Origin of the sequence: Flavobacterium mekongense, from assembly GCF_047038255.1 — a bacterium.
GTDB classification, from domain to species: Bacteria; Bacteroidota; Bacteroidia; order Flavobacteriales; family Flavobacteriaceae; genus Flavobacterium; species Flavobacterium mekongense.
In genome coordinates, this window is the sequence record NZ_CP174374.1 from 799943 (window position 1) to 821283 (window position 21341).

Annotated in this window: 18 protein-coding genes; 8 read left to right on the forward strand and 10 right to left on the reverse strand. The window is 39.9% G+C overall.

Annotated features, from left to right (window positions below):
- The first annotated feature begins 107 nt into the window (after positions 1 to 107).
- Positions 108 to 2159, forward strand: coding sequence for a M13 family metallopeptidase (locus ACJG85_RS03395; protein WP_412476918.1), 2052 nt, complete (start codon positions 108 to 110; stop codon positions 2157 to 2159).
- 57 nt (positions 2160 to 2216) lie between these two features.
- Here ACJG85_RS03395 and ACJG85_RS03400 read toward each other — a convergent pair whose 3' ends face one another.
- The 3 genes from ACJG85_RS03400 to ACJG85_RS03410 all read right to left on the reverse strand — a co-directional run bounded on the left by ACJG85_RS03400 (position 2217) and on the right by ACJG85_RS03410 (position 5831).
- Positions 2217 to 3020: an SDR family oxidoreductase gene (locus ACJG85_RS03400; RefSeq protein WP_412476919.1), complete on the reverse strand. Its 804-nt coding sequence runs from the start codon at positions 3018 to 3020 to the stop codon at positions 2217 to 2219.
- On the reverse strand, positions 3017 to 5404 hold the full coding sequence (locus ACJG85_RS03405; RefSeq protein ID WP_412476920.1) for a M28 family peptidase: 2388 nt from the start codon (positions 5402 to 5404) through the stop codon (positions 3017 to 3019). The genes ACJG85_RS03400 and ACJG85_RS03405 overlap by 4 nt, the downstream gene beginning before the upstream one ends.
- Positions 5405 to 5480: 76 nt before the next feature.
- Positions 5481 to 5831 (reverse strand): hypothetical protein, encoded by a 351-nt coding sequence (locus ACJG85_RS03410; protein WP_409675451.1) that lies wholly within the window; start codon positions 5829 to 5831, stop codon positions 5481 to 5483.
- 226 nt (positions 5832 to 6057) lie between these two features.
- Here ACJG85_RS03410 and ACJG85_RS03415 point away from each other — a divergent pair, with 226 nt between their 5' ends.
- The 3 genes from ACJG85_RS03415 (at position 6058) to ACJG85_RS03425 (ending at position 7538) form a co-directional block, all read left to right on the forward strand.
- Positions 6058 to 6390 (forward strand): single-stranded DNA-binding protein, encoded by a 333-nt coding sequence (locus ACJG85_RS03415; RefSeq protein ID WP_409675454.1) that lies wholly within the window; start codon positions 6058 to 6060, stop codon positions 6388 to 6390.
- A gap of 77 nt (positions 6391 to 6467) precedes the next feature.
- Entirely contained in the window at positions 6468 to 6908 is a 441-nt protein-coding gene (locus tag ACJG85_RS03420) for an HRDC domain-containing protein (RefSeq protein WP_409675457.1), read from the forward strand.
- A 201-nt stretch (positions 6909 to 7109) separates the two neighbouring features.
- Positions 7110 to 7538, forward strand: coding sequence for a hypothetical protein (locus tag ACJG85_RS03425; RefSeq protein ID WP_409675460.1), 429 nt, complete (start codon positions 7110 to 7112; stop codon positions 7536 to 7538).
- A 237-nt stretch (positions 7539 to 7775) separates the two neighbouring features.
- On the opposite strand, the gene ACJG85_RS03430 is transcribed toward ACJG85_RS03425, so the two are convergent.
- The 4 genes from ACJG85_RS03430 to metG are packed head-to-tail and all read right to left on the reverse strand — an operon-like array spanning position 7776 to position 11746.
- The gene (locus ACJG85_RS03430) at positions 7776 to 8297 is read right to left on the reverse strand and encodes a ferritin (protein ID WP_412476921.1); all 522 of its coding nucleotides are present in this window, start codon (positions 8295 to 8297) and stop codon (positions 7776 to 7778) included.
- 31 nt (positions 8298 to 8328) lie between these two features.
- Positions 8329 to 8952 (reverse strand): CatA-like O-acetyltransferase, encoded by a 624-nt coding sequence (locus ACJG85_RS03435; RefSeq protein WP_412476922.1) that lies wholly within the window; start codon positions 8950 to 8952, stop codon positions 8329 to 8331.
- A 1-nt stretch (position 8953) separates the two neighbouring features.
- Positions 8954 to 9643: an HAD family hydrolase gene (locus ACJG85_RS03440; RefSeq protein ID WP_290874612.1), complete on the reverse strand. Its 690-nt coding sequence runs from the start codon at positions 9641 to 9643 to the stop codon at positions 8954 to 8956.
- A 15-nt stretch (positions 9644 to 9658) separates the two neighbouring features.
- Positions 9659 to 11746: a methionine--tRNA ligase gene (gene metG, locus ACJG85_RS03445; RefSeq protein WP_412477185.1), complete on the reverse strand. Its 2088-nt coding sequence runs from the start codon at positions 11744 to 11746 to the stop codon at positions 9659 to 9661.
- A 166-nt stretch (positions 11747 to 11912) separates the two neighbouring features.
- Between metG and ACJG85_RS03450 the strand changes: the two genes are divergently transcribed.
- The 3 genes from ACJG85_RS03450 to ACJG85_RS03460 all read left to right on the forward strand — a co-directional run bounded on the left by ACJG85_RS03450 (position 11913) and on the right by ACJG85_RS03460 (position 15501).
- Positions 11913 to 12809 carry a S66 peptidase family protein gene (locus ACJG85_RS03450; RefSeq protein ID WP_409675470.1) on the forward strand — a complete coding sequence of 299 codons (897 nt, stop codon included), beginning with the start codon at positions 11913 to 11915 and terminating at the stop codon, positions 12807 to 12809.
- A gap of 79 nt (positions 12810 to 12888) precedes the next feature.
- Positions 12889 to 13248, forward strand: coding sequence for a YraN family protein (locus ACJG85_RS03455; protein ID WP_412476923.1), 360 nt, complete (start codon positions 12889 to 12891; stop codon positions 13246 to 13248).
- A 78-nt stretch (positions 13249 to 13326) separates the two neighbouring features.
- On the forward strand, positions 13327 to 15501 hold the full coding sequence (locus ACJG85_RS03460; protein WP_412476924.1) for a M12 family metallo-peptidase: 2175 nt from the start codon (positions 13327 to 13329) through the stop codon (positions 15499 to 15501).
- A 92-nt stretch (positions 15502 to 15593) separates the two neighbouring features.
- Here ACJG85_RS03460 and mfd read toward each other — a convergent pair whose 3' ends face one another.
- Both mfd and ACJG85_RS03470 read right to left on the reverse strand, forming a co-directional pair.
- A complete protein-coding gene (gene mfd / locus ACJG85_RS03465; RefSeq protein WP_412476925.1) occupies positions 15594 to 18956 on the reverse strand; it encodes a transcription-repair coupling factor in 3363 nt (1120 codons plus the stop codon).
- Between the two features lie 3 nt (positions 18957 to 18959).
- A complete protein-coding gene (locus ACJG85_RS03470; protein WP_409675482.1) occupies positions 18960 to 19580 on the reverse strand; it encodes a hypothetical protein in 621 nt (206 codons plus the stop codon).
- Positions 19581 to 19749: 169 nt separating this feature from the next.
- Between ACJG85_RS03470 and ACJG85_RS03475 the strand changes: the two genes are divergently transcribed.
- Entirely contained in the window at positions 19750 to 20688 is a 939-nt protein-coding gene (locus ACJG85_RS03475; RefSeq protein ID WP_409675485.1) for an L-threonine 3-dehydrogenase, read from the forward strand.
- 57 nt (positions 20689 to 20745) lie between these two features.
- Here ACJG85_RS03475 and ACJG85_RS03480 read toward each other — a convergent pair whose 3' ends face one another.
- Positions 20746 to 21327, reverse strand: a complete 582-nt coding sequence (locus ACJG85_RS03480) for a hypothetical protein (RefSeq protein ID WP_409675488.1) — start codon at positions 21325 to 21327, stop codon at positions 20746 to 20748.
- Between the last annotated feature and the right edge of the window lie 14 nt (positions 21328 to 21341).

Below are 21341 nucleotides of genomic sequence, written 5' to 3' on the forward strand. Positions count from 1 at the left end.
CATCATAATTGTAACGATAAACAGCTAATCAACACTTATAATTTTGTTAAAAAATCGATTGTAACATCATAATCGGTAAATTTGTAAGTCTAACTTATTCTAAACCTATGAAAAAAAATACTATTGCTAAAGTAGCGATGCTGGCTTTGGTTACACTAAGTACTGCTTCGCTGAATGCTCAGGAAAAAAAACCGGGTATCGATTTGTCGTTAATGGATAAATCTGTTCGACCAAACGATGATTTTTTCAACTTTGTCAACGGAACTTGGGTAAAGAACACCGAGATTCCGGCTGATCGTACCCGTTGGGGAAGCTTTGACGAATTGCGTCAAAAAACCGACATTGATGCCTTAAATATCTTGGAAGAAGCGGCTAAAAATCCGGCTTATAAATCCAATACCGATCAAGGCAAGGCCATCAATTTGTACCGCACCATTATGGATACTGTGGCCCGAAACAAAGCGGGAATCAAACCTTTAAAACCGTATTTGGATAAAATCAACAAAGTAAAGTCGGTGGCCGATTTGCAAAAATTAATGCTCGAAATGGCTCCGAAAGGCGGCATAGGATTCTTTGGCGTTGGGGTTGGTACTGATGCTAAAAACAGCAACCGCAACGTGGTGAATGTTGGTCCCGGTTCTTTAGGATTACCTGACAGAGATTACTATGTGTCTGATGATGCTGATTCTAAAGAAAAAAGACAGAAATATGTAGCGCACGTTGCCAGGATGTTGGCTTTCTTAGGTGAAAAACCGCAAGTAGCTCAGAAAAATGCCGAGAATATTTTGGCCCTTGAAATTGCCATGTCCAAACCAAGATTGGACAGAGTGGAGCGCAGAGACCGTAGAAAAACATATAACCCAATGACGGTAGCAGAATTGCAAAAATTAACGCCGGCCATACAATGGGAAAGTTATATTACCGGTTTAGGATTGCCGAAAGTGGACACGGTAATTGTGTCGCAACCGCGTTATATGGAAGCTTTGCAAAAAATATTTACCGAAAACAAATTGGAAGATTGGAAAGCTTACATGCGTTGGACTTTACTCAATGACGCTGCCGGAAAATTATCGACCGAATTAGAAACGGCCAATTGGGAATTTTACAGCAAAACCTTAAGCGGTGCCATCAAACAACGTCCTCGTAAAGAAAGAGCGTTGCAAGTCATTAACGGCGCTACCGGTGAAGCTTTAGGAAAATTATACGTTGAAAAAATGTTCCCGGCTGAGGCCAAAACCAAAGCGGCGAATATGATTAAGAACGTGATCAAGGCTTATGAAATCCGCATCAACAATTTGACTTGGATGTCGCCTCAAACCAAATTAAGCGCTATCGAGAAATTGAACAAGATGACGATTAAAATCGGTTATCCTGATAAGTGGAAAGACTATTCGGCACTCGCCATCCAAAGTCCGGAAGAAGGCGGCAGCTATTTTGACAACGCTATGAACATTTCGAATTGGAGTTTCAAAAGAAATATTGAAAAAATGGGCAAACCTGTAGACAAAACCGAATGGGGCATGTCGCCACAAACCGTAAACGCTTATTTCAATCCATCGAATAACGAAATCGTATTCCCTGCTGCCATTTTGCAACCGCCGTTTTACGATTACAAGGCCGATGAAGCGGTAAATTATGGTGGCATTGGTGCCGTTATCGGTCACGAAATCTCCCATGGTTTTGACGATTCAGGCTCAAGATACAATGCCGACGGAAACTTGGTAAACTGGTGGACGGATGAAGATTTAAAACAATTCACGGCTTTAGGAACGGCTTTGGCCGACCAATATTCGGCTTTAGAGCCATTACCCGGAACCAAAGTAGACGGGAAGTTTACCTTAGGAGAAAATATTGGTGATTTAGGTGGCATTAATGCGGCTTACGACGGTTTGCAATTGTATTTAAAAGAGAACGGCAATCCGGGCTTGATTGACGGTTTTACGCCGGAACAACGTTTGTTTATTTCTTGGGCTACTATTTGGAGAAGCAAAATGCGAGATGAAGCGATTAAAAATCAAGTGAAAACCGATCCGCATTCGCCTGGAATGTACCGCGCTTATGTGCCTTTGTTGAACTTGGATACTTTCCACCAAGCGTTTAATATACAACCCGGAGACGGCATGTATTTAGAACCTTCCAAAAGGGTTAAGATTTGGTAAAAAAACAGAAAACCTCAAGTTACAGCTTGAGGTTTTTTTATACTTGTTGCTTCAATTTTATAAGTCTGTGTGCTTAAAAGTGTAATCCAAAATAGTAGTGATTTTGTCATTTACAATGGTTTTTCCAACAGTAGGCTTGCTTTCGTCAAATTCCGGCAAAGGCAACCCTAATGCTGCCGCTTTTTGGGTGTAATAATCTTTTCGGGTTGGATGGAAAGGTGCTACAGCATTGAACACTTCGCCTTTAGTATTTTGGGCAATGACTGCTTCGATAATGCCTATACAATCGTTTTGATGGATTAAATTAATCGGCGCCTCGGGGTTTTCCAGGTTTTTTCTGCCGGCTAAAAAATGTATCGGATGTCGGTTTTCACCTATCAATCCGCCAAAGCGAATCACGGTGGTTTGAAAGTTGGTGTTGGCTTGCAACAATTTTTCGGTAGCTAATAATTGCCTGCCGCTTTCGGTATCGGGTTCGGGTTGACTGTTTTCGGTCACGATGGTATTGTCATCGGCATACACAGAAGTCGAACTGATAAACACCACATGATTGATGGTCGATTGTGCTATAAAAGGAACAAGCGTCGCTATTTTCGCCACAAAATTCTCGGCACCGTCGCCTCTGAGTTTGGGTGGAATATCAATAATTAAAATTTCGGATTCTGATAAAAAAGCTTCCATGTTGCCATTGACTTCATTTTCCGTTAATCGAATAGAATAGGCTTGGATGTTGGCCGACTCCAAAACGGCTAATTTTGCTTCGGAAGTGGTAGAACCTTTTACCGGAAATCCTTTATTTATGATTGATTTCGCGAGCGGCAATCCCAACCAACCACAACCTAAGATACTGATTTTTTTCATGGACGCAGCGTGTCGTTGGTTGCCGAAGTACTGTCTCTGAGCCAATTGCGTCGGTGATTAGGTATTAGTGCTGTTACCGGTTTTGCGGAGGCTTTCACCTTTTGGCGAATCATCACGGCATCGTTGAGCACAAATGGTGTTGGAATCATCCAACTTTTTCTTTTGGCGACACTGAATTGTGGATTGGTTAGCAAATCAAAAGAACTTTCCACCAAATCTAAATCGAGTTTTTGGTTGGCCGGAATGGAAAATTCGAGTTCCAGCGGAATATTATCTACCACGTAATAACTCAGCAATTTGCCGTCGGTTTTGCCCGAAATATTGCTTTTAAATTCAATTGCCGTAACACCATTGGCTTTAAAATTGTGAATCGTGATGCCTTTATTGTTGAAAATGTCGTAGCGGTTTACGGTTCGGTTCGGTGATATTTTGATTCGGTAAAGGTGTTGGTTGCCTTTGATGGTATCGCGTAAAAATTCGATAGTCGGTTGGGCGATGTTCTTCATTGGTGCTTCGGCCATAAAGGTAAATTCGGAACCATATTTACTGTACAACTTGTTGGTGTTTAAGGGTTTTCCACTCTTCGGATTATCGCCTAAATAGGCTTTCGTCCATTCGTCCAAATTCACATCATATGTGGTCCAATAAGCTTTGTTGGTGTCGGTATCCAACGCATAGACCAAACTGTTTGGCTTGGCTTTGCCGTAAGTGTAACCCGATTCCTGATGGGCTTTAATGAACAATCCGATGGCTAATAGAATAAAAAGTGTCGCCCAAATCCCTTTCTTTTCATACGAGCCGAAAATAGGGAGTAACAAGGTGAAGGTCAATACCGTTAAAATGGAAGAGCCAAACATTACTTTTAACCCTAATCCAATCGGGAACATCATAATTAGTGGTGTCAGGATGAGTAAGGTTGGCACGGCCAAAATAACGTTTAACAGCCAATTGGTTTTTTGCGTCAAAACATAGTAGCCCAGCATTAAAGCTGACGATAATACCGGTAAAATCATAAATCCGGCACCTTTCAGTTTTAAAGCGATTCCAATATTGATGAGTAACCAAATGAATAATGGTGCGATCAGTTGGTTCATTTCGGGATGGCGTTTGCTTTTGTTTTGGTAAAAGAGAAAGCAAATGCCGAGGGTTAAGCAGGTAAAAGCATAACAATAGTCTTGTCCGTTATAAGTAAATCCTTGAAGAATATCTTGGTATTCCGGATAAAAATTTAGCAGTAATTTCCATCCAACATACGTAATCAGAGCAGTAGTGATAATGGCTGAAAAAAGCGGAATAAATCCTTTAATGATTTCATCAATTCGAAGGACTTGTTTGCCCAAACCGATAAATACAAAAAGGATAAGCAATACAAAACCAACAATCAACATAGGGAAAATCCAAGCAAATGGATAGCTTATAAAACCAAACGGAACATTAAAATAAACATAGTCTTCAGCGGTGTTTAAATCAGTCAAATCGGCATTAGCAAAATGATTTAAAAGCGGGACTAAATACGTTCCTTGGTGCGCCAGTGTTTTTGGGTCTAAATGTTCAAACCGGTCCTGAGAAGTATGATAATCATAATGACTGTCGATAAAAGCAAAATTAAAACCTTGGATTTTTCCGGTTTCTCTGAAAACAGTTAAATCGGTGTCGTTGGGCAACATTTTATAGATGCTGTACATCAAAGAGTTGGTCACCGGATAAGTAACGTTTCCTTGGTCAAAAGCATTCACTAATTTTCCATTACCTTGGTTGGTTTCCATCAGCATATAGCTTGGACCTGATGAACCTCGGGCTTCAAAATTGAGTACCAAACCAACTTCTTTAGCCCATTGGTGCCGGGTTACAAATAAGGCAGCTCCGTTTAGCCCAACTTCTTCCGCATCGCTAAATAAAATTATGATGTCATTTTTGTTAGTGGATTTGTTATGTAAAAACGCCCGGACACTTTCAATAATTGTGGCCACACCCGATGCGTCATCGCTGGCGCCGTGCGAAAAGGAATGTGGCGCACTATCGTAGTGAGAAAGCAACAGTAAGGCTTTGGAATTCGAACTTCCTTTAATCTTGGCTAAAATGTTGGTCGATTTTACCAAAGTTCCTTTTTCAGTCATGGTAAAACCTTCTTGCAGCGTGGTTTCTAAGCCCAAATTTTGCAGTTCTTTTTGCAGATAGTTGGCAACCACTTTATGATTTTGTGACCCTACAAAATGAGGTTTGGTCGCTATTTTCTTTACAATATCAAGGGCTCTTTTGGTAGAAAATTCTGAGAGCGGAGCTTCTGTGGTGTCATAGCTTTGAGGCATCATAAAGTAGAAAATACCGCTCAGTATTCCCACTAAAAACAAAAAGCTAAACAGTGAAGGTTGGTTGTTTTTCATTGTTGGTTAGTTGTTTGTTTTTCTCTCTTAAGCTGTTTTTTAGTGAGCGTAAGAATTAAAATACAAGGTAAATGTACTAAATATCTTTTTTGACCAACACATAAAAATCATTCTCAACAGCCATATAGCCCTGATCGTAAATAAAATAGTAAGTATTTCCGTTTTTTGTGGTTCGGATATTGGTCAAATAATCAAAATCGAAACCTTTGTTAAGGAGTTTTAGTCGCGTTGTCTTAGATTTTCCTTCTGAGTTTAGTTCAACCAAGATGCGGTAGTTTCTTCGCAATTTGTTGTTGGTGTTTCGCATGTAGTTATTGCTGTCTTTGTTGATTTTGTTGTTAAAGGCATTTCTACAAGCGTCACCACAAAATTTTTTGTCTTCTCTACCTACTATTTTCTCGCCACATTCTAAGCAATTTTTTTCCATGACAGAATGGTTTAAATATTAAAAAAGTACATAAAATCTTATAGAATCAATTCAAATGTACGAAAAGTATTTCTATTTACAAACGAGTGCAAATAATTACAGTCGAAAGTAAACGGTAATAAACCGACTGTTTTTCACTGTGATTAGCAACTTTGTATCGTTGGAAATCAAAGCGAATTCCGATACAGAAAATAGTGCATAACAATAACATTAAATTTTAAATGCCATGAATGCCATGAGAAACAAAGTACAATTAATTGGTCACGTAGGGCAAGAGCCTGAAGTAAAAGACCTTGAAGGTGGAAAAAAAGTAGCCAATCTTACCCTGGCTACCAACGATTACTACACCAATGATAAAGGCGAGAAAGTTGAAAATACCGAGTGGCACAGAGTATCCGCTTGGGGCAAGACAGCCGAAATTATTGAAAAGTATGTAGTCAAAGGGAAAGAAATAGCTATTGAAGGTAAACTTACCCACAGAAGCTATGAGGATAAAGACGGCGCTAAGCGTTATGTGACCGAAGTAGTTGCAAATGACATTTTGTTGTTAGGGAAATAAAGTGTCTTCTTTTGACTTCCTCATTTTATTTTTGAAATGAGGAATGTCAGAGGATTTTGTTTATTGAACTTAAAAAAATGAATGTCAAGGTTTTTAATCTCAGACTGGCAAAAGAGTTTTGTCAAGATGATCAAGTAAAGATGAATACTTTTTTAGAGGATGTTGAGGTGAAGTTAACCTCTACTAATTTTGTTACTACTGCTACTGTTGATTATTGGTCGGTTGTAATTTTTTACACTCTGAAAAAACCTCAAAAAGAGAGAGTAAAAACAAATTTTTTAGTTGAAGAATTATCACCTCAAGAAGAACGGGTTTTTCAAGCTTTAAAATTGTGGAGAAATAATTTGGCTAAAAAATTAGAATGGTCCTCTTTTCGGGTTTGCCACAATGCTCATTTAATGGCGGTAGCAAAATCTAATCCCAAAACTATTGAGGAGCTCGAATTGGTTCCCGGTTTCGGAAAGACCAGAACGGAAAAATACGGAGAAGCCATATTGACTGTATTGCATTCGGTTTAGCGGTTGTATGCGGTTTAGTAAAACGACAGGATGGGAATTATGTCGCTTTTCTGTTTATAGCTTTCTTAAAAATTTAACGATAAAAATAGAAAGTTGTCAACACGAAAACGTTTTCGATGATGATTTGAAAACGACAGAAGATTTTGATAGGATTAATTTGTTTACATTTATTTAACGGTAACTGTCAAAATAACCTTGAAAATGAATCAATTAAGATCAATATTGGTTTTAGCTTTTCTTTATTTAAACCTTGGTTTTGGTTTGGCACAAGTTGGTATTAATACTGCTACACCTTTGAGTACATTAGATATCAATGGTAACTTATCTGTTAAAACTGTTACCCTCAATGGCAGCAGTTCGGCAACATTAATAGATGACGGTGTTTATATTTCTATAGTGCCGTTGGCAACAGATCAAGAGTTCAGATTACCCAATCCGGTTAGTTTCCCGGGAAGGATTTATGTGGTAAGAAATATTCAAAACAGTATTACGGCTAAGCTTACAACCGCTGCGGGACTACTATTTCCTAAAGGATCCACCACCGGTAGCACCGAAATTTATATGTATGAAGGGAATAAAAGGACGGTGATAGTGATTAGTGATGGTTTAAATTGGACCTATTTTGAATAAAAAAAGCCTTCTAATCTTGAAGGCTTTTTAGTTTATTGAGCTTTTTAAGAACATCAAACATCGGACATTTTTTACATCTTTTATCTTCAGATTTCTTATATTTTTCACAACACTCCGTTTTACAATCATTTGAAATCAAGAGTGTTTTAAGGAGCAGTTTCTTTTGCTTTTTGTCCTTGTCTTTGGTTTTATTTTTTTCTTTCTTGCTCACATTACGTTGTCTAAAGTGAAAACAAATTATGGTTTAACATCCAAAGAAACAGAACTGGTTACTGCTAACTGTTGGATATCGCGGTCAAATAAATACAATCCGCCACGATCTTCCCCAATCAAATTGATTTTGTCTAAAATGGTTTTAGCTTGCGCTTCCTCTTCAATTTGTTCTGCCACGTACCATTGTAAAAAGTTGTGTGTAGCATAATCTTTTTCACCCAAAGTAATATGAACCAATTCATTAATAGAGTTGGATACAAATAATTCGTGTTGATACAATTCTTCAAACATTTCTTTGAACGTTCCGAATTCTGTTTTAGGCGCTTTCAATTCGGTGATTTTGGCATGCGAACCTCTTTCATTCACATACTTTACCAATTTTAACATGTGTTGACGCTCTTCATCAGACTGGTTGAACATGAACTGTGCAACACCTTCCAAACCTTGAGCCTCAGCCCAGCAAGCCATGGAAAGGTAAATTTGCGATGATTCCGCTTCTATGCGAATTTGATTGTTTAATGCTGTTTCGATATTAGTTTTTAGCATAATCTTTTTCTTTTTGGTAAATTTAGAAAAATTATTCGTTCATCAATTCTTGCAGTAACGTTAAAAATTGCCCAACATGATAACCATCAGCCAATCCGTGGTGAACGTGAACGGCAATGGCCATGAATTTTTGACCTTTATCTTCGGTCATTTTTCCATAAGAAATTTTCGGACAACTGTCGGGCCAAGTAAAACTTCGAGCGTGTGAATAAGAAGTAAAATCTATCCAAGGCACGGCTGAAAAGTGAATCAAATTAATTTCGAAATCGCGGGTGATTAATCCGGGAGTGATTTGAATTCGGGCAATTTCCTTTTTGGTTATTTCGGCAAAAGTCGCCAAGTTTTCATCAAATTCTACCAAAGAAAATCCAAAAGTTTTATCGTCTCTTAATATGGTTGCTGAAGCATCGATTCGGTCAAAAACATACACATCCTCACCAATAATGCGGTAGCGAAAATTTTCAACGGCATTGACCGCTAACAAGGTTTTGTGCAAATAATAAGTAAAAAAAGATACGCCTAATTCTTTTGCCTTTGCATAAGCTTGGGTACAATCTATACGTGCTGTAACACCAAAAAAAGGTTCCTCCATTTGCTTGAAAAAGGTAAAGTGTTCTTTGCGATTCCAAGCGTTCAAGTCTAATTTATGTTTCACTTTAGGATAATAAAAGAGGTAAAACTTCGGTGATTTTTTCCAAAGCTTTAAAGTTTGGATGTTCTACTTTGTGATTGATTTTTTCGTGTTCCCAAGTCGTATGAAATGGAATGTGAACAGCATGTCCGCCAATATTCAACACCGGTAACACATCAGATTTTAAGGAGTTGCCAATCATAAAAAACTCTTCAGCTTTAATTTCCAAACGCTTCAATAGGTCTTCATAATCTTTCTCTTTTTTGTCCGACATCACTTCGATATGATGAAAATAATGACCCAAACCGGAATTGTGTAATTTTCTTCTTTGGTCCAATAAGTCGCCTTTGGTGGCCACCACCAATTTGTATTTCCCGCTCAAAGCTTGCAAGGTTTCTTCCACACCGTCAAGTAATTCAATTGGTTTTTGAAGCAATTCTTTACCATATTCCGTGATTTTTTCTACCACTTCTATCGATATGGTTTTGTTAGAAATACGCATAGCCGCTTCTATCATCGATAAGATGTAGCCCTTAATGCCGTAACCATAAAGTTCTAAGTTGGCAATTTCGGTTTTAAACAATTCCTGCGATAAGCCTTGATGCGACAAATAATCGCTCATCAAGGCACAGAACTTTTCTTCGGTTTCCTGAAAATACGGTTCGTTGACAAACAAAGTGTCGTCGGCATCAAATGCGATTACTTTTAGGTTCATATCAGTTTATTTTTTCTAACTAATCAAAGCACCATTTCCAACACCATCCGCATCAGGATTCACAAAAACCAATTGACCTTCTTTGTTGTTGGTCATCAAAATCATTCCTTGGCTTTCCACACCGCGCAAAGCTCTTGGCGCCAAATTCACCAATACCGTTACGCGTTTTCCAATTACTTCTTCCGGTGAAAAATGTTCGGCTATACCCGAAACGATAGTGCGAACGTCTATACCGGTGTCCACTTTTAAAACCAATAATTTATTGGCTTTCGGCATTTTTTCGGCTTCCAAAATGGTGCCGACACGCAAGTCTAATTTTGAAAAATCTTCAAAAGTTGTTGTAGTTTTTTGAGGTTCTACCACTTGGTTTTCCATGATATTGGCTTTTTTAGTAGCTTCGAGTTTGTCTATTTGTTTTTGAATCTCCGCGTCTTCAATTTGGGCAAATAAAATTTCGGCTTGACCAATTTGGTGACCGGCTTTGGTTAAGTTCCATTGGTCGAATGCCAAATTCCAGTGGTTCAATTGGATGTTCAGCATTTTGCACAATTTTTGCGAAGTAAACGGTAAAAATGGTTCCGATAAAATGGCTAAGGCCGAAGCGATTTGCAAGGCCACATACATTTGGGTTTGCACGCGCTCCGGATTGGTTTTCACCATCTTCCAAGGTTCCTCGTCGGCCAAGTATTTGTTGCCTAAACGGGCTACATTCATCAATTCGACTTGTGCTTCTCTGAATCGGTAACGTTCTAAAGAACTGGCAATCACTGCCGGATACGCTTTGAGTTCGGCTAAGGTTTGTTCGTCAACTTCCGTCAATTCATTCGGAGTCGGTACTATACCATTGTAATATTTGTTGGTCAACACCACTACACGGTTGATAAAGTTTCCGAAAACAGCCGCCAATTCGTTGTTGTTTCTCGCTTGGAAATCTTTCCAGGTAAAGTCGTTGTCCTTAGTTTCGGGCGCATTAGCCGTTAAAGCATAACGCAATACGTCTTGCTTTTCCGGAAAATCGATTAAATATTCGTGCAACCAAACCGCCCAGTTTTTGGAAGTCGACAGTTTGTTGCCTTCTAAATTCAGGAATTCGTTGGCCGGCACATTATCGGGTAAAATAAAACTGCCTTCGGCTTTCAACATGGCCGGGAAAATGATGCAGTGGAACACGATGTTGTCTTTCCCGATAAAATGCACCAATTTGGTATCTTCTTTCTTCCAATAATCTTCCCAATTTTTACCTTCACGGGCGGCCCATTCTTTGGTGGCTGAGATATAGCCGATAGGCGCATCAAACCACACATAGAGTTTTTTACCTTCAGCACCTTCCACAGGCACGTCGATGCCCCAATCCAAATCGCGGGTTACAGCACGAGGTTTTAAGCCATCGTCCAACCACGATTTCACTTGTCCCAACACATTGGTTTTCCAATCTTTTGCATGGTCTTCTAAGATCCATTTTTGCAAAAAGTCTTGGTAGCGGTCTAAGGGTAAAAACCAGTGTTTGGTTTCCTTGATAATCGGCGTTTCTCCTGTGATAGTAGATTTCGGGTTAATCAAATCGGTAGCGTTTAAAGTCGAACCGCAACGTTCACATTGGTCGCCGTAAGCTTCGGGATTTTCGCATTTCGGACAAGTTCCGGTTACGAAACGATCAGCCAAAAACTGCTCGGCTTTGGCATCGTATAATTGCTCGGTCACTTCTTCGATAAAGTCGCCGTTGTCGTATAATTTTTTAAAAAAGGCAGAAGCCGTTTCGTGGTGAATTGTAGCGGAAGTTCGGGAGTAATTATCAAAGGAAATTCCGAAATCTTCGAACGATTTTTTGATAATGCCGTTGTATTTATCAATGACTTCCTGAGGTGTAATGCCTTCTTTTTTGGCTTTCATGGAAATGGCTACACCGTGTTCGTCGCTACCGCAAATAAAGGCTACATCTTTACCTTGTAATCGCAAATAGCGCGCATAAATGTCGGACGGAACGTAAACGCCGGCCAAATGTCCGATGTGAATAGGACCATTCGTATACGGCAATGCTGCCGTAATAGTATATCTTTTAGCTTCGCTCAGTTCGGCCAAGCCTCGGGTTGGATTTTCTAACATATTCAGATAAATAGAGTGCAAAAATAACTTTTTAGCCCCGAAATCCCGAATTAATTTTGGGATTTGTTTACTTTTGGGATAGCCAATTTACAATCCTTTTTGATTCATGCGAATCCTTTTAATTTTTGTTTCATTAATTACTTTTTTCTCTTACTCCCAAAAAAAGATGATTACACCTCCTTATCTTCAAAAAGGCGACACGGTTGCTATCGTTTCCACAGCTCGTAAAAACTTAGATGACAATTTGAAACCGACCATCGATATGCTGGAAGGTTGGGGTCTGAAAGTCAAAGTAGGCAACACCATTGGTTTGGATTATTTCCAATTGGCCGGGACAGACGATCAACGCGCAGCCGATTTTCAGGAGCAAATGGACAATCCGAATATCAAAGCCATTTGGTGCGTTCGCGGCGGTTACGGCACGGTGAAAATCATCGATAAATTGGATTTTACCAAATTCAAGCAAAATCCGAAATGGATTATCGGTTTCAGCGATGTAACGGTATTGCACAGTCATTTGAACCGTATGGGCATCGAATCTTTGCATGCCATTATGCCCGTGAGTGTGGCTCGAGCAACCGATGAGGCCAAGAACTCGCTCTGTACGGCACTATTTGGCGAGAAATTACAATATACTTTAGACTGCGATGCGCTCAATCATACCGGAAAAGCCAAGGGCGAATTGGTAGGTGGGAATTTGTCGATTTTGTACAGCTTGTTAGGCTCGGAATCGGCGATTGATTGCCACGATAAAATTCTGTTTATAGAAGATTTAGACGAATACTTATATCACGTCGACCGCATGATGATGAACCTGAAACGCAACGGTTGTTTGAGCAGTTTGAAAGGCATTATCGTGGGCGGCATGACCGAAATGAAAGACAACGAAATTCCGTGGGGCAGAAATGCTTTGGAGATTATAGAAGACACCGTGAAAGGCCTAAATATTCCTATCATTTATAATTTTCCGGCCGGTCATATTCGAGACAATCGCGCATTGATTTTCGGGCGACAAATTACAATGGAAGTTACCCCTGAAACGAGTAAGGTAGTATTTGAATGATGAATTAAGAGTGACGATTTTTGATTTCAGATTGACTATTCAGAAATCATCATTCGTTAACCAACAATCTTAAATCTTTATGGCAGAACATAATGAACTCGGTAAGTTAGGCGAAGAATTGGCCGTAGATTTTCTGCAGCAAAACGGCTATACCATTTTAGAAACCAATTGGACTTTTCAAAAAGCTGAAATAGACATTATTGCGCAGATTGGCAACACTTTAGCGGTTGTTGAAGTTAAAACGCGCTCTTCCATCGAGTTTGGTTTACCGCAAGATTTTGTCAAACCCAAGAAAATCCAATTGTTGGTCAAAGCCGTAAATGAATACGTAACGAGTAACGATTTAGACGTTGCTATTCGCTTTGATATCATCGCTATTTGTAAGGAAGAAAATCATTATAAAATTGATCATATAAAGGATGCGTTTTACCATTTTTAAGTATAAATTCTGAAAAAAACAGTTAAAAATTGGTTTTATCCTGAATTTCAATAACTTTACTCCAAAATAAATACCGCTATGAAAAGAATCCTACTATTAATTGTATTCCTGAATTGTGCGTTGCTCCCTGCACAAAACAGAATTGCTCAAAAAGTGTCTGAATTGCAGCAAAAAAGTGCCGATTTTAAGCCATTTTCAGTTTTGCAAGCCAAAGGGAATCAATCCGAAGCAACAGTCAACCAAGTGGTGGCAGACGCTACTTTGGCTACAATGAACTTAGCGCAAGTCAATGAGATTGCCCAAAACCAATACGAAGCTCTTAAGCTTCAGATTCCTTACCAAGGACAAAACATCGAAATATTGCTTTACAAAGTCACACTTTTTACGGAAGACTTTAGCTTAGATACCGATAAAGGCAAAAATGTATATTACCAAAAAGGAGCCTACTATCGTGGTATTGTTAACGGAGATGTAAATTCGGTCGCCTCTTTCAATTTCTTCAATGGAGAATGCAACGGAATCATTTCGGCAGAACAATGGGGCAACTTGGTCGTAGGTAAACTAAACCAGCCCAACAATCTGACAGATTATATCGTTTATTCCGATGCCAAAATGAAGGTAGCCAACGATTGGGATTGTTACACCAAAGAAGAAGGATATGAAATGTCTCAATCGACTACAACCGCCAGAGAAACCAATACCGTAAAATGTGTTACATTTTATTTTGAAGTCGATTTTAATTTATACATCCAAAACGGAAGCGATCTTATTACAGCTACCAATTGGATGACTTCTGTGTATAATAATGTTCAAACGCTTTTTACTAATGACGGTATTACCACAGCCTTAAAGTCGGTTTTTGTATGGACTACTCCCGATCCTTATGTTGGTATGCCTTCCGGTTCAACTTCAGGAGATTATTTAGGGACTTTTGCGCAAAACAGACCGGTCTTTAATGGAGATGTTGGAATGTTGGTAGGCATTGATCCGGGCGGATTAGGCGGTGTGGCTTATTTAAATTCTATTTGTGGTCAATCCAATTATGCTTATTCTGATGTGAATTTGAGTTATGCTACGGTGCCAACTTACTCTTGGACTGTACAAGTAATTACACACGAATTCGGCCATTCATTAGGTTCTCCTCACACGCATGGTTGTGTTTGGAACGGCAATGGGACCGCTATCGATGGTTGCGGACAACAAGCCGGTTACAGCGAAGGAAGTTGTGCACAAGGTCCTATTCCGTCAACAACGGTAAAAGGAACCATTATGAGTTATTGTCACTTGGTATCCGGTGTAGGGATTAGTTTTGCCAACGGATTCGGACCACAACCTACTGCATTGATAGCGAATACTGTAAATGCTAAAACCTGTTTGAGTTCCGATTGTGTCAACACTTGTATCAATACTGTAGTTGAAATTCAGATTAACAATATTACCCAAACATCTGCAGTAATCACTTGGAACGACTTGGATACCACCAGAACTACTTGGCAAATTTCGGTAACCTCAATCACAGGCGCTTCCTCATGGCAAACAGTTACCGGGAACTCCTATACCGTGACGAACCTGTTACCAAACCGCTATTATGAAGTACGATTGAGACCTATTTGTACGGGCATCACACCAACATTCGAAAGAAAAATTTTTGCTACTGAAGGCGATTATTGTAGTGGCATGTTGTTTACAGATACAGGAGGACAAACAGGCGAGCATTCCAATATGGAATCTTTCATTCGAACCATGATTCCAAATCAGCCTAATCAAAAGCTGATGGCTATTTTTACCTCTTTTGATCTCGAATTTCAGTTTGACTATTTGTACATTTATGATGGACCTGATATAACAGCACCTGAATTTTTTCCGGGAGGCTACACAGGAACCGACTCTCCGGGAACTATAATTTCTACTGCATCCGACGGATCACTGACTTTCAGATTTTATTCCGACCAGTATGTTACCGCACCGGGTTGGATTGCCAATATTTCCTGTATCCAATCGTTAGGTGTGGCAGGGAATGATTTTATAGATTACAGTTATTATCCGAATCCAACCAATGGAATAGTATCCATCAAGTCGAAAGATGCGATCAAAGAAGTTACCGTGTATAATGTTCAAGGACAATTGTTGTGGCAACAAAAAGGCAACGAGTTGACTACGGAAGTCGATTTGTCTTCTTTCTCCAAAGGCACGTATTTCTTCAAGCTGAAGATTAACGATAGAGAAACCAATTTCAAGATTTTGAAGATGTAGGTTGAGAGTGAACCATATAAGTCATATAAGCACATATAAAAAAGGCGTCCTATTTGGAACGCCTTTTTTATTTATTGTATTAATGCAACGAATTATTGAACCATCAATTCCATAAACTCCAACGCTCGGGATATGGATTTCACATTGTCAAACGTCAGCAACAATCGCAAACCGTTTTTGGTTTCTTTCTCTTTCATTTTACAAAGATTACCATGTTGTTGTACAAATCGCAATACCTTTGAGAATTGTCTTGAATTGTAATAATCCGATTGTTGGTTGGAGACAAAATAGCCAATCAACTTGCCCTGTTTCATCACAATTTTTTCAATACCCATATGCGTGGCAATCCATTTGATGCGAATGCTGTTCAACAAAGCCTTAGCTTCTTTTGGTAATGGGCCAAATCGGTCGATGAGCTTAGTTTCAAAAGCCTGCAGTTCTTCCTCGGTTTTAAGATTGCCTAATTCGTTGTACAAATTCAAACGTTCTGAAATATTATTGATGTACTCATCAGGGAACAACAACTCGAAATCGGTGTCGATTTGTAATTCTTTGACATATTCTTTAGTGTCGATGTCGTTTTCGGATTCGTATAACTCTTTGAATTCGTTTTCTTTTAATTCTTCAATGGCTTCGTTCATGATTTTCTGATAGGTTTCGAAACCAATTTCATTGATAAAACCACTTTGTTCGCCACCCAATAAATCACCGGCACCACGAATCTCTAAATCTTTCATCGCAATATTAAAGCCGCTGCCCAATTCACTGAACTGTTCTAACGCCTGAATACGCTTGCGCGCATCTTCGGTCATGGCAGAATAAGGCGGACAAATAAAATAGCAAAAAGCCTTTTTGTTGCTTCGCCCAACGCGACCGCGCATTTGATGCAAGTCGGATAACCCGAAGTTATTGGCGTTGTTGATGAAAATCGTATTGGCATTCGGTACATCCAAACCACTTTCAATAATGGTGGTGGCCACCAAAACATCGAACTCACCATTCATAAAGCCTAGCATCAGTTCTTCTAATTTGCTGCCTTCCATTTGACCGTGACCAATGCCTACACGCGCATCGGGAACCAATCGCTGAATCATACCGGCTATTTCTTTGATATTTTCGATTCGGTTGTTGATGAAGAAGACTTGACCGTTTCTTTGAATTTCATAAGAAATGGCGTCGCGAATCAGCTCTTCATTAAAACCAACCACTTGTGATTCGATTGGATAACGGTTTGGTGGTGGTGTAGTAATTACCGATAAATCGCGCGCCGCCATTAACGAAAACTGTAAAGTTCTCGGGATAGGTGTAGCCGTTAAGGTTAACGTATCCACATTGGCGGCTATGGTTTTGAGTTTGTCTTTTACGTTCACGCCAAACTTTTGTTCTTCATCTACAATCAGCAAACCCAAATCTTTGAACTTAACGTTTTTGTTCACCAATTGGTGCGTTCCAATGATGATATCCAATTTACCCGAAGCCAAATCTTCTAAGGTTTGCGTTTTTTGTTTGGCTGTTCGGAAACGGTTGAGGTAACCAATTTTGACCGGCATGTCTTTCAAACGCTCGCTAAAAGTGCGGTAATGTTGATAGGCCAAAATAGTAGTTGGTACCAAAACGGCGACTTGTTTACTATTGTCCACTGCTTTAAAAGCAGCACGGATGGCGACTTCCGTTTTCCCGAAACCCACGTCACCACAAACCAATCGGTCCATCGGACGGTCTTTTTCCATATCGGCTTTAACGTCTTGGGTGGCTTTGAGTTGGTCGGGCGTATCTTCGTAAATAAACGAGCTTTCTAATTCTTTTTGCAAATAACTGTCGGCCGCAAAGGCAAATCCTTTTTCCAAGCAGCGTTTGGCGTACAACTGAATTAAGTTGAACGCAATGTGTTTGACACGCGCTTTGGTTTTTTGCTTTAAGGCTTTCCAAGCGTTGGAACCGAGTTTGTATATCTTGGGCGGCGTCCCGTCTTTGCCGTTGTATTTTGAAATTTTGTGGAGCGAGTGGATACTCACATACACGATGTCGTTATCTGCGTAAACCAGTTTGATGGCTTCTTGGGTTTTGCCTTCGACTTGTATTTTTTGCAAACCGCCAAACTTACCGATACCGTGATCGATGTGCGTTACATAATCGCCTACAGACAAAGAGTTCAGCTCTTTTAAGGTAATGGTTTGCTTTTTCGAATAGCCGTTTTTGATACTGAACTTGTGGTAGCGTTCAAAAATTTGATGATCGGTATAGCAAGCCACTTGGTTTTCTTCGTCAATAAAGCCTTGGTATAAAGAAGCCACTACCGTGTGGTATTGTTTGCGGATGTCTTCGTGATTTTCTTCGTCTATCGATTCAAAAATATCGTGGAAACGGTTGGCCTGCGCTTCATTGGCACAGTACAAATAATTGGTGTAGCCGTGAAAATGGTTGTCGCTCAAATTGTTCAGCAACAAATCGAATTGTTTGTTAAACGATGGTTGTGGCTGAATGTGAAACTCGAACGTTTTGGTGGTTTTAAACAACGGCTTGTTCGATAATTCAATTAGGGAAAAATCCAAAGCTTTCTTCAAAAACCCTTCTTGGTTTAAAAACAACTGTTCCGGCGAAGCGTGTTTGACGTCTTTAGAAAGTTTGTCGAAAGTCTCGATGGCTTTCCCGAAAAGTTTGTCGAGTTGCGAAGTCAGAAACTCAGTGTTTTCGATACACAACACTGTTTTATCACTGATGTATTCCAAGAAACTTTCGCGATTTTCTTTGATGAATTTATTTTCTAAATTCGGAATGATGGTAATCTTGTTTTGCTTTTCTACCGAGAGTTGGCTTTCCACATCGAAGGTTCGGATGCTGTCGACTTCATTGCCGAAAAACTCAATGCGATACGGATTGTCATTCGAAAACGAAAACACGTCTAAAATGCCGCCACGAACGGAAAACTCGCCCGGTTCAGTGATGAAATCCACGCGCTTGAATTCGTATTCAAACAATACTTCGTTGATGAAATCGATGGAGACATTATCACCTACGGTTACTTTTAAAGTGTTTTTGTCGAGTTCTTTTCGCGTCACCACTTTTTCAAAAAGCGCTTCAGGATAAGTAACAATGACGGCCGGTTTTTTACGCGAATTGATGCGGTTAAGTACTTCGGAGCGCAGCAATACATTGGCATTATCGGTTTCTTCAATTTGGTACGGTCGCCGATACGAACTTGGATAGAACAACACGTCGTTGGCGCCTATCATTTGTTCTAAATCGTTCAAATAATAAGCGGCTTCTTCCTTTTCGTTAAAGATGAGCAAATACGGCTTTTCACTGTTTTTGAAAAGCGCGTTAAACACAAAAGAAAAGGATGAACCCAAAAGCCCTTTGAGTTGTATTTTGGCTAAAGGTTGTTCTAAACTCTCCGCAATTTGCTTGACTTTCGGCGAATGCAGGTAACGGTTGTATAAAGCGTTTTGACTCAAAACTTAGGGTAAAGATTTTACTTTAGGTGAAGTTGGAATGGCTCTGGTGGTGTCGAGCATTTGCAACATGTCGCTTTCGCCATCTTCCATTTTAATCTGACTTTTACGGGTAATTTCTTCCAACTGAAATTGTAAAGCATTCACTTCGGTGTTGATGCTCGGAATCAATGTTACAATTTTTTGATCGGGAATTTGTTGCAGATGAATGTATAAGTTCACCGCATTAATTTTAGTGGTAATGGCGGCAATGCGGCTTTTAACTTCGGGAGTATTGTACGCCATCGGGATATTGTTATTAAGCTCTAAGGCTCTTTTGGATAAGGCTTTGGCTTTTTGTTTGAAGGCGCCTATACTGCTTTTAGGCTTTTGCCCTAACTCGGTCAAAAACATACGCCATTCTGCCCAGTTGTTGGTTAACGAACCGGCTGTTTGGGTAACGGTTTGCGCATTAAAACGCCATCCCTGATTGATGTTGTTGAAAATGGCTTCTTGTTTTTTGGCTTCTTTTTCTTGTTCTAAGAGTCGGATTTTAGGATCTTCTTGACAAGACACGAGCGTCAGCGAACCGGCGAAGCAAACCAAAAGCAGAGAGCGCATCACAAAACGCAACAAATTGATTCTCATTGACCTTACTTTTTTACATCACAAAGGTACAAAGGTAAAAGGAAACATGGTAAAGATGTAGTTAAAGCAAAGGTAATTTTTAAGACTTTTCCATTTACGAAAACGTTATCTTTGCGAAAATACTCGAGGGTTTATTTAGTCGGCGAGTTTTATGCTTAAAACACACAACATGAATACAAAAATTTTAATCATTGGTGCCTGTGGTCAAATTGGGACCGAACTGACCAAAAAACTCAGAAGCATTTACGGGGTTGATAATGTAGTGGCTTCCGATATCAGAAAGCTGAATATAGACATTGTAAACGAAGGTATTTTTGAAGTAGTCAACGCTTTAGATTACAATCAGATTGAACATTTAATTGAGCAATACCATATTACGGATGTGTATTTAATGGCGGCCTTACTATCTGCAACTGCCGAAAAAAATCCTGCTTTTGCTTGGGATTTGAACATGAATTCGCTTTTCCACGTGTTGAATTTGGCCAAAGCGGGTAAAATCAAAAAGATATTTTGGCCATCGAGTATAGCGGTTTTCGGACCTACAACCCCGAGAAACAATACACCGCAATACACCATTATGGAGCCGACAACCGTGTACGGCATCAGCAAGCAAACCGGCGAGCGTTGGTGTGAATACTACCATAACATTTACGGCGTTGACGTACGCAGTATTCGCTACCCAGGCTTAATCAGTTGGTCAACTGAACCCGGCGGCGGCACTACCGATTATGCCGTTGATATCTACCACAAAGCTTTGAAAGACGGGAAATACGAATGTTTTCTTTCAGAAGACACAGCCTTGCCGATGATGTATATGGATGATGCCATTCGTGCTACGGTAGAAATCATGCAAGCACCGACCGAAAGCATTAAAATTCGTTCCTCATACAATTTGGCCGGCGTGAGTTTTACCCCGAAAGAGATAGCCGCGGAAATTAAAAACCACATTCCGGATTTTACCATTTCCTATAAACCTGATTTTCGCCAGAAGATTGCCGACAGTTGGCCGGCTTCTATAGACGACAGTTGTGCGCAACAGGATTGGCAATGGAAGCACCGCTACGATTTGGCTTCGATGACGGTAGAAATGCTGGAAAATTTAAAATAGAAAAACGCTACTCTTTAGGGTAGCGTTTTTCGTTGCATGGAGTGGTATTTGAGGGTTTTACTGAACAATAGGATCGCGTAACGATTCTAATACCGCTACGATATCGGCGTACAATTCGGTATTAGCTGCTACGCCGTTTTGCTGCGCTGCCGCGCCTACGTAGCCTACAAATTTAGTGTAGTCGGCATTGGTAGAAGTGGTCCCCATTCGTGGATTCAACGACGGATTGTGCGCCGTTACCATATCCAAACCGGTATAGGTGTTTACTGCATTTGTTCCGCCGGTATTGAACGAGAAGAAATCGGTTAAGTTGTCTACCAATATGGCTAAGTTGGTCGTGTTTCCCGCACCTACTTCACCTAAAATAGGAGCAAAGTGTGCGCCCAAATTTCCTGAAGCATTGGCTTGCACATCGGCTACAATTAAACCTACTGTAGTGTTCACTACTTTGCGGTAACTTAAACGACCCTGTTCAATCATTTGTCCCGGATTGTCGGGATCGGCCACCATAGTGGTACCGCCTAATCTTTCGTAGATAGAAGGGGTTGGAGCGGGGGAATCATCATCTTTACTACAAGCTGTAAAGGCAAATGTTCCGAAGGCTAAGGACAATAAGGCCCAATTTGAAAACTTTTTCATAACGTTATATTTAG

Bases quoted from the DNA above. Each gene is read 5' to 3' on its own strand.
- ACJG85_RS03455 (WP_412476923.1), top strand. From the start codon at position 12,889: ATGGCAGAACATAATGAACTCGGTAAGTTAGGCGAAGAATTGGCCGTA.
- ACJG85_RS03430 (WP_412476921.1), bottom strand. From the start codon at position 8,297: ATGCTAAAAACTAATATCGAAACAGCATTAAACAATCAAATTCGCATA.
- ACJG85_RS03420 (WP_409675457.1), top strand. From the start codon at position 6,468: ATGAATGTCAAGGTTTTTAATCTCAGACTGGCAAAAGAGTTTTGTCAA.
- ACJG85_RS03425 (WP_409675460.1), top strand. From the start codon at position 7,110: ATGAATCAATTAAGATCAATATTGGTTTTAGCTTTTCTTTATTTAAAC.
- ACJG85_RS03405 (WP_412476920.1), bottom strand. From the start codon at position 5,404: ATGAAAAACAACCAACCTTCACTGTTTAGCTTTTTGTTTTTAGTGGGA.
- ACJG85_RS03460 (WP_412476924.1), top strand. From the start codon at position 13,327: ATGAAAAGAATCCTACTATTAATTGTATTCCTGAATTGTGCGTTGCTC.
- ACJG85_RS03480 (WP_409675488.1), bottom strand. From the start codon at position 21,327: ATGAAAAAGTTTTCAAATTGGGCCTTATTGTCCTTAGCCTTCGGAACA.
- metG (WP_412477185.1), bottom strand. From the start codon at position 11,746: ATGTTAGAAAATCCAACCCGAGGCTTGGCCGAACTGAGCGAAGCTAAA.
- ACJG85_RS03450 (WP_409675470.1), top strand. From the start codon at position 11,913: ATGATTACACCTCCTTATCTTCAAAAAGGCGACACGGTTGCTATCGTT.
- ACJG85_RS03470 (WP_409675482.1), bottom strand. From the start codon at position 19,580: ATGAGAATCAATTTGTTGCGTTTTGTGATGCGCTCTCTGCTTTTGGTT.
- ACJG85_RS03395 (WP_412476918.1), top strand. From the start codon at position 108: ATGAAAAAAAATACTATTGCTAAAGTAGCGATGCTGGCTTTGGTTACA.
- ACJG85_RS03400 (WP_412476919.1), bottom strand. From the start codon at position 3,020: ATGAAAAAAATCAGTATCTTAGGTTGTGGTTGGTTGGGATTGCCGCTC.
- ACJG85_RS03475 (WP_409675485.1), top strand. From the start codon at position 19,750: ATGAATACAAAAATTTTAATCATTGGTGCCTGTGGTCAAATTGGGACC.
- ACJG85_RS03440 (WP_290874612.1), bottom strand. From the start codon at position 9,643: ATGAACCTAAAAGTAATCGCATTTGATGCCGACGACACTTTGTTTGTC.
- ACJG85_RS03415 (WP_409675454.1), top strand. From the start codon at position 6,058: ATGAATGCCATGAGAAACAAAGTACAATTAATTGGTCACGTAGGGCAA.
- ACJG85_RS03410 (WP_409675451.1), bottom strand. From the start codon at position 5,831: ATGGAAAAAAATTGCTTAGAATGTGGCGAGAAAATAGTAGGTAGAGAA.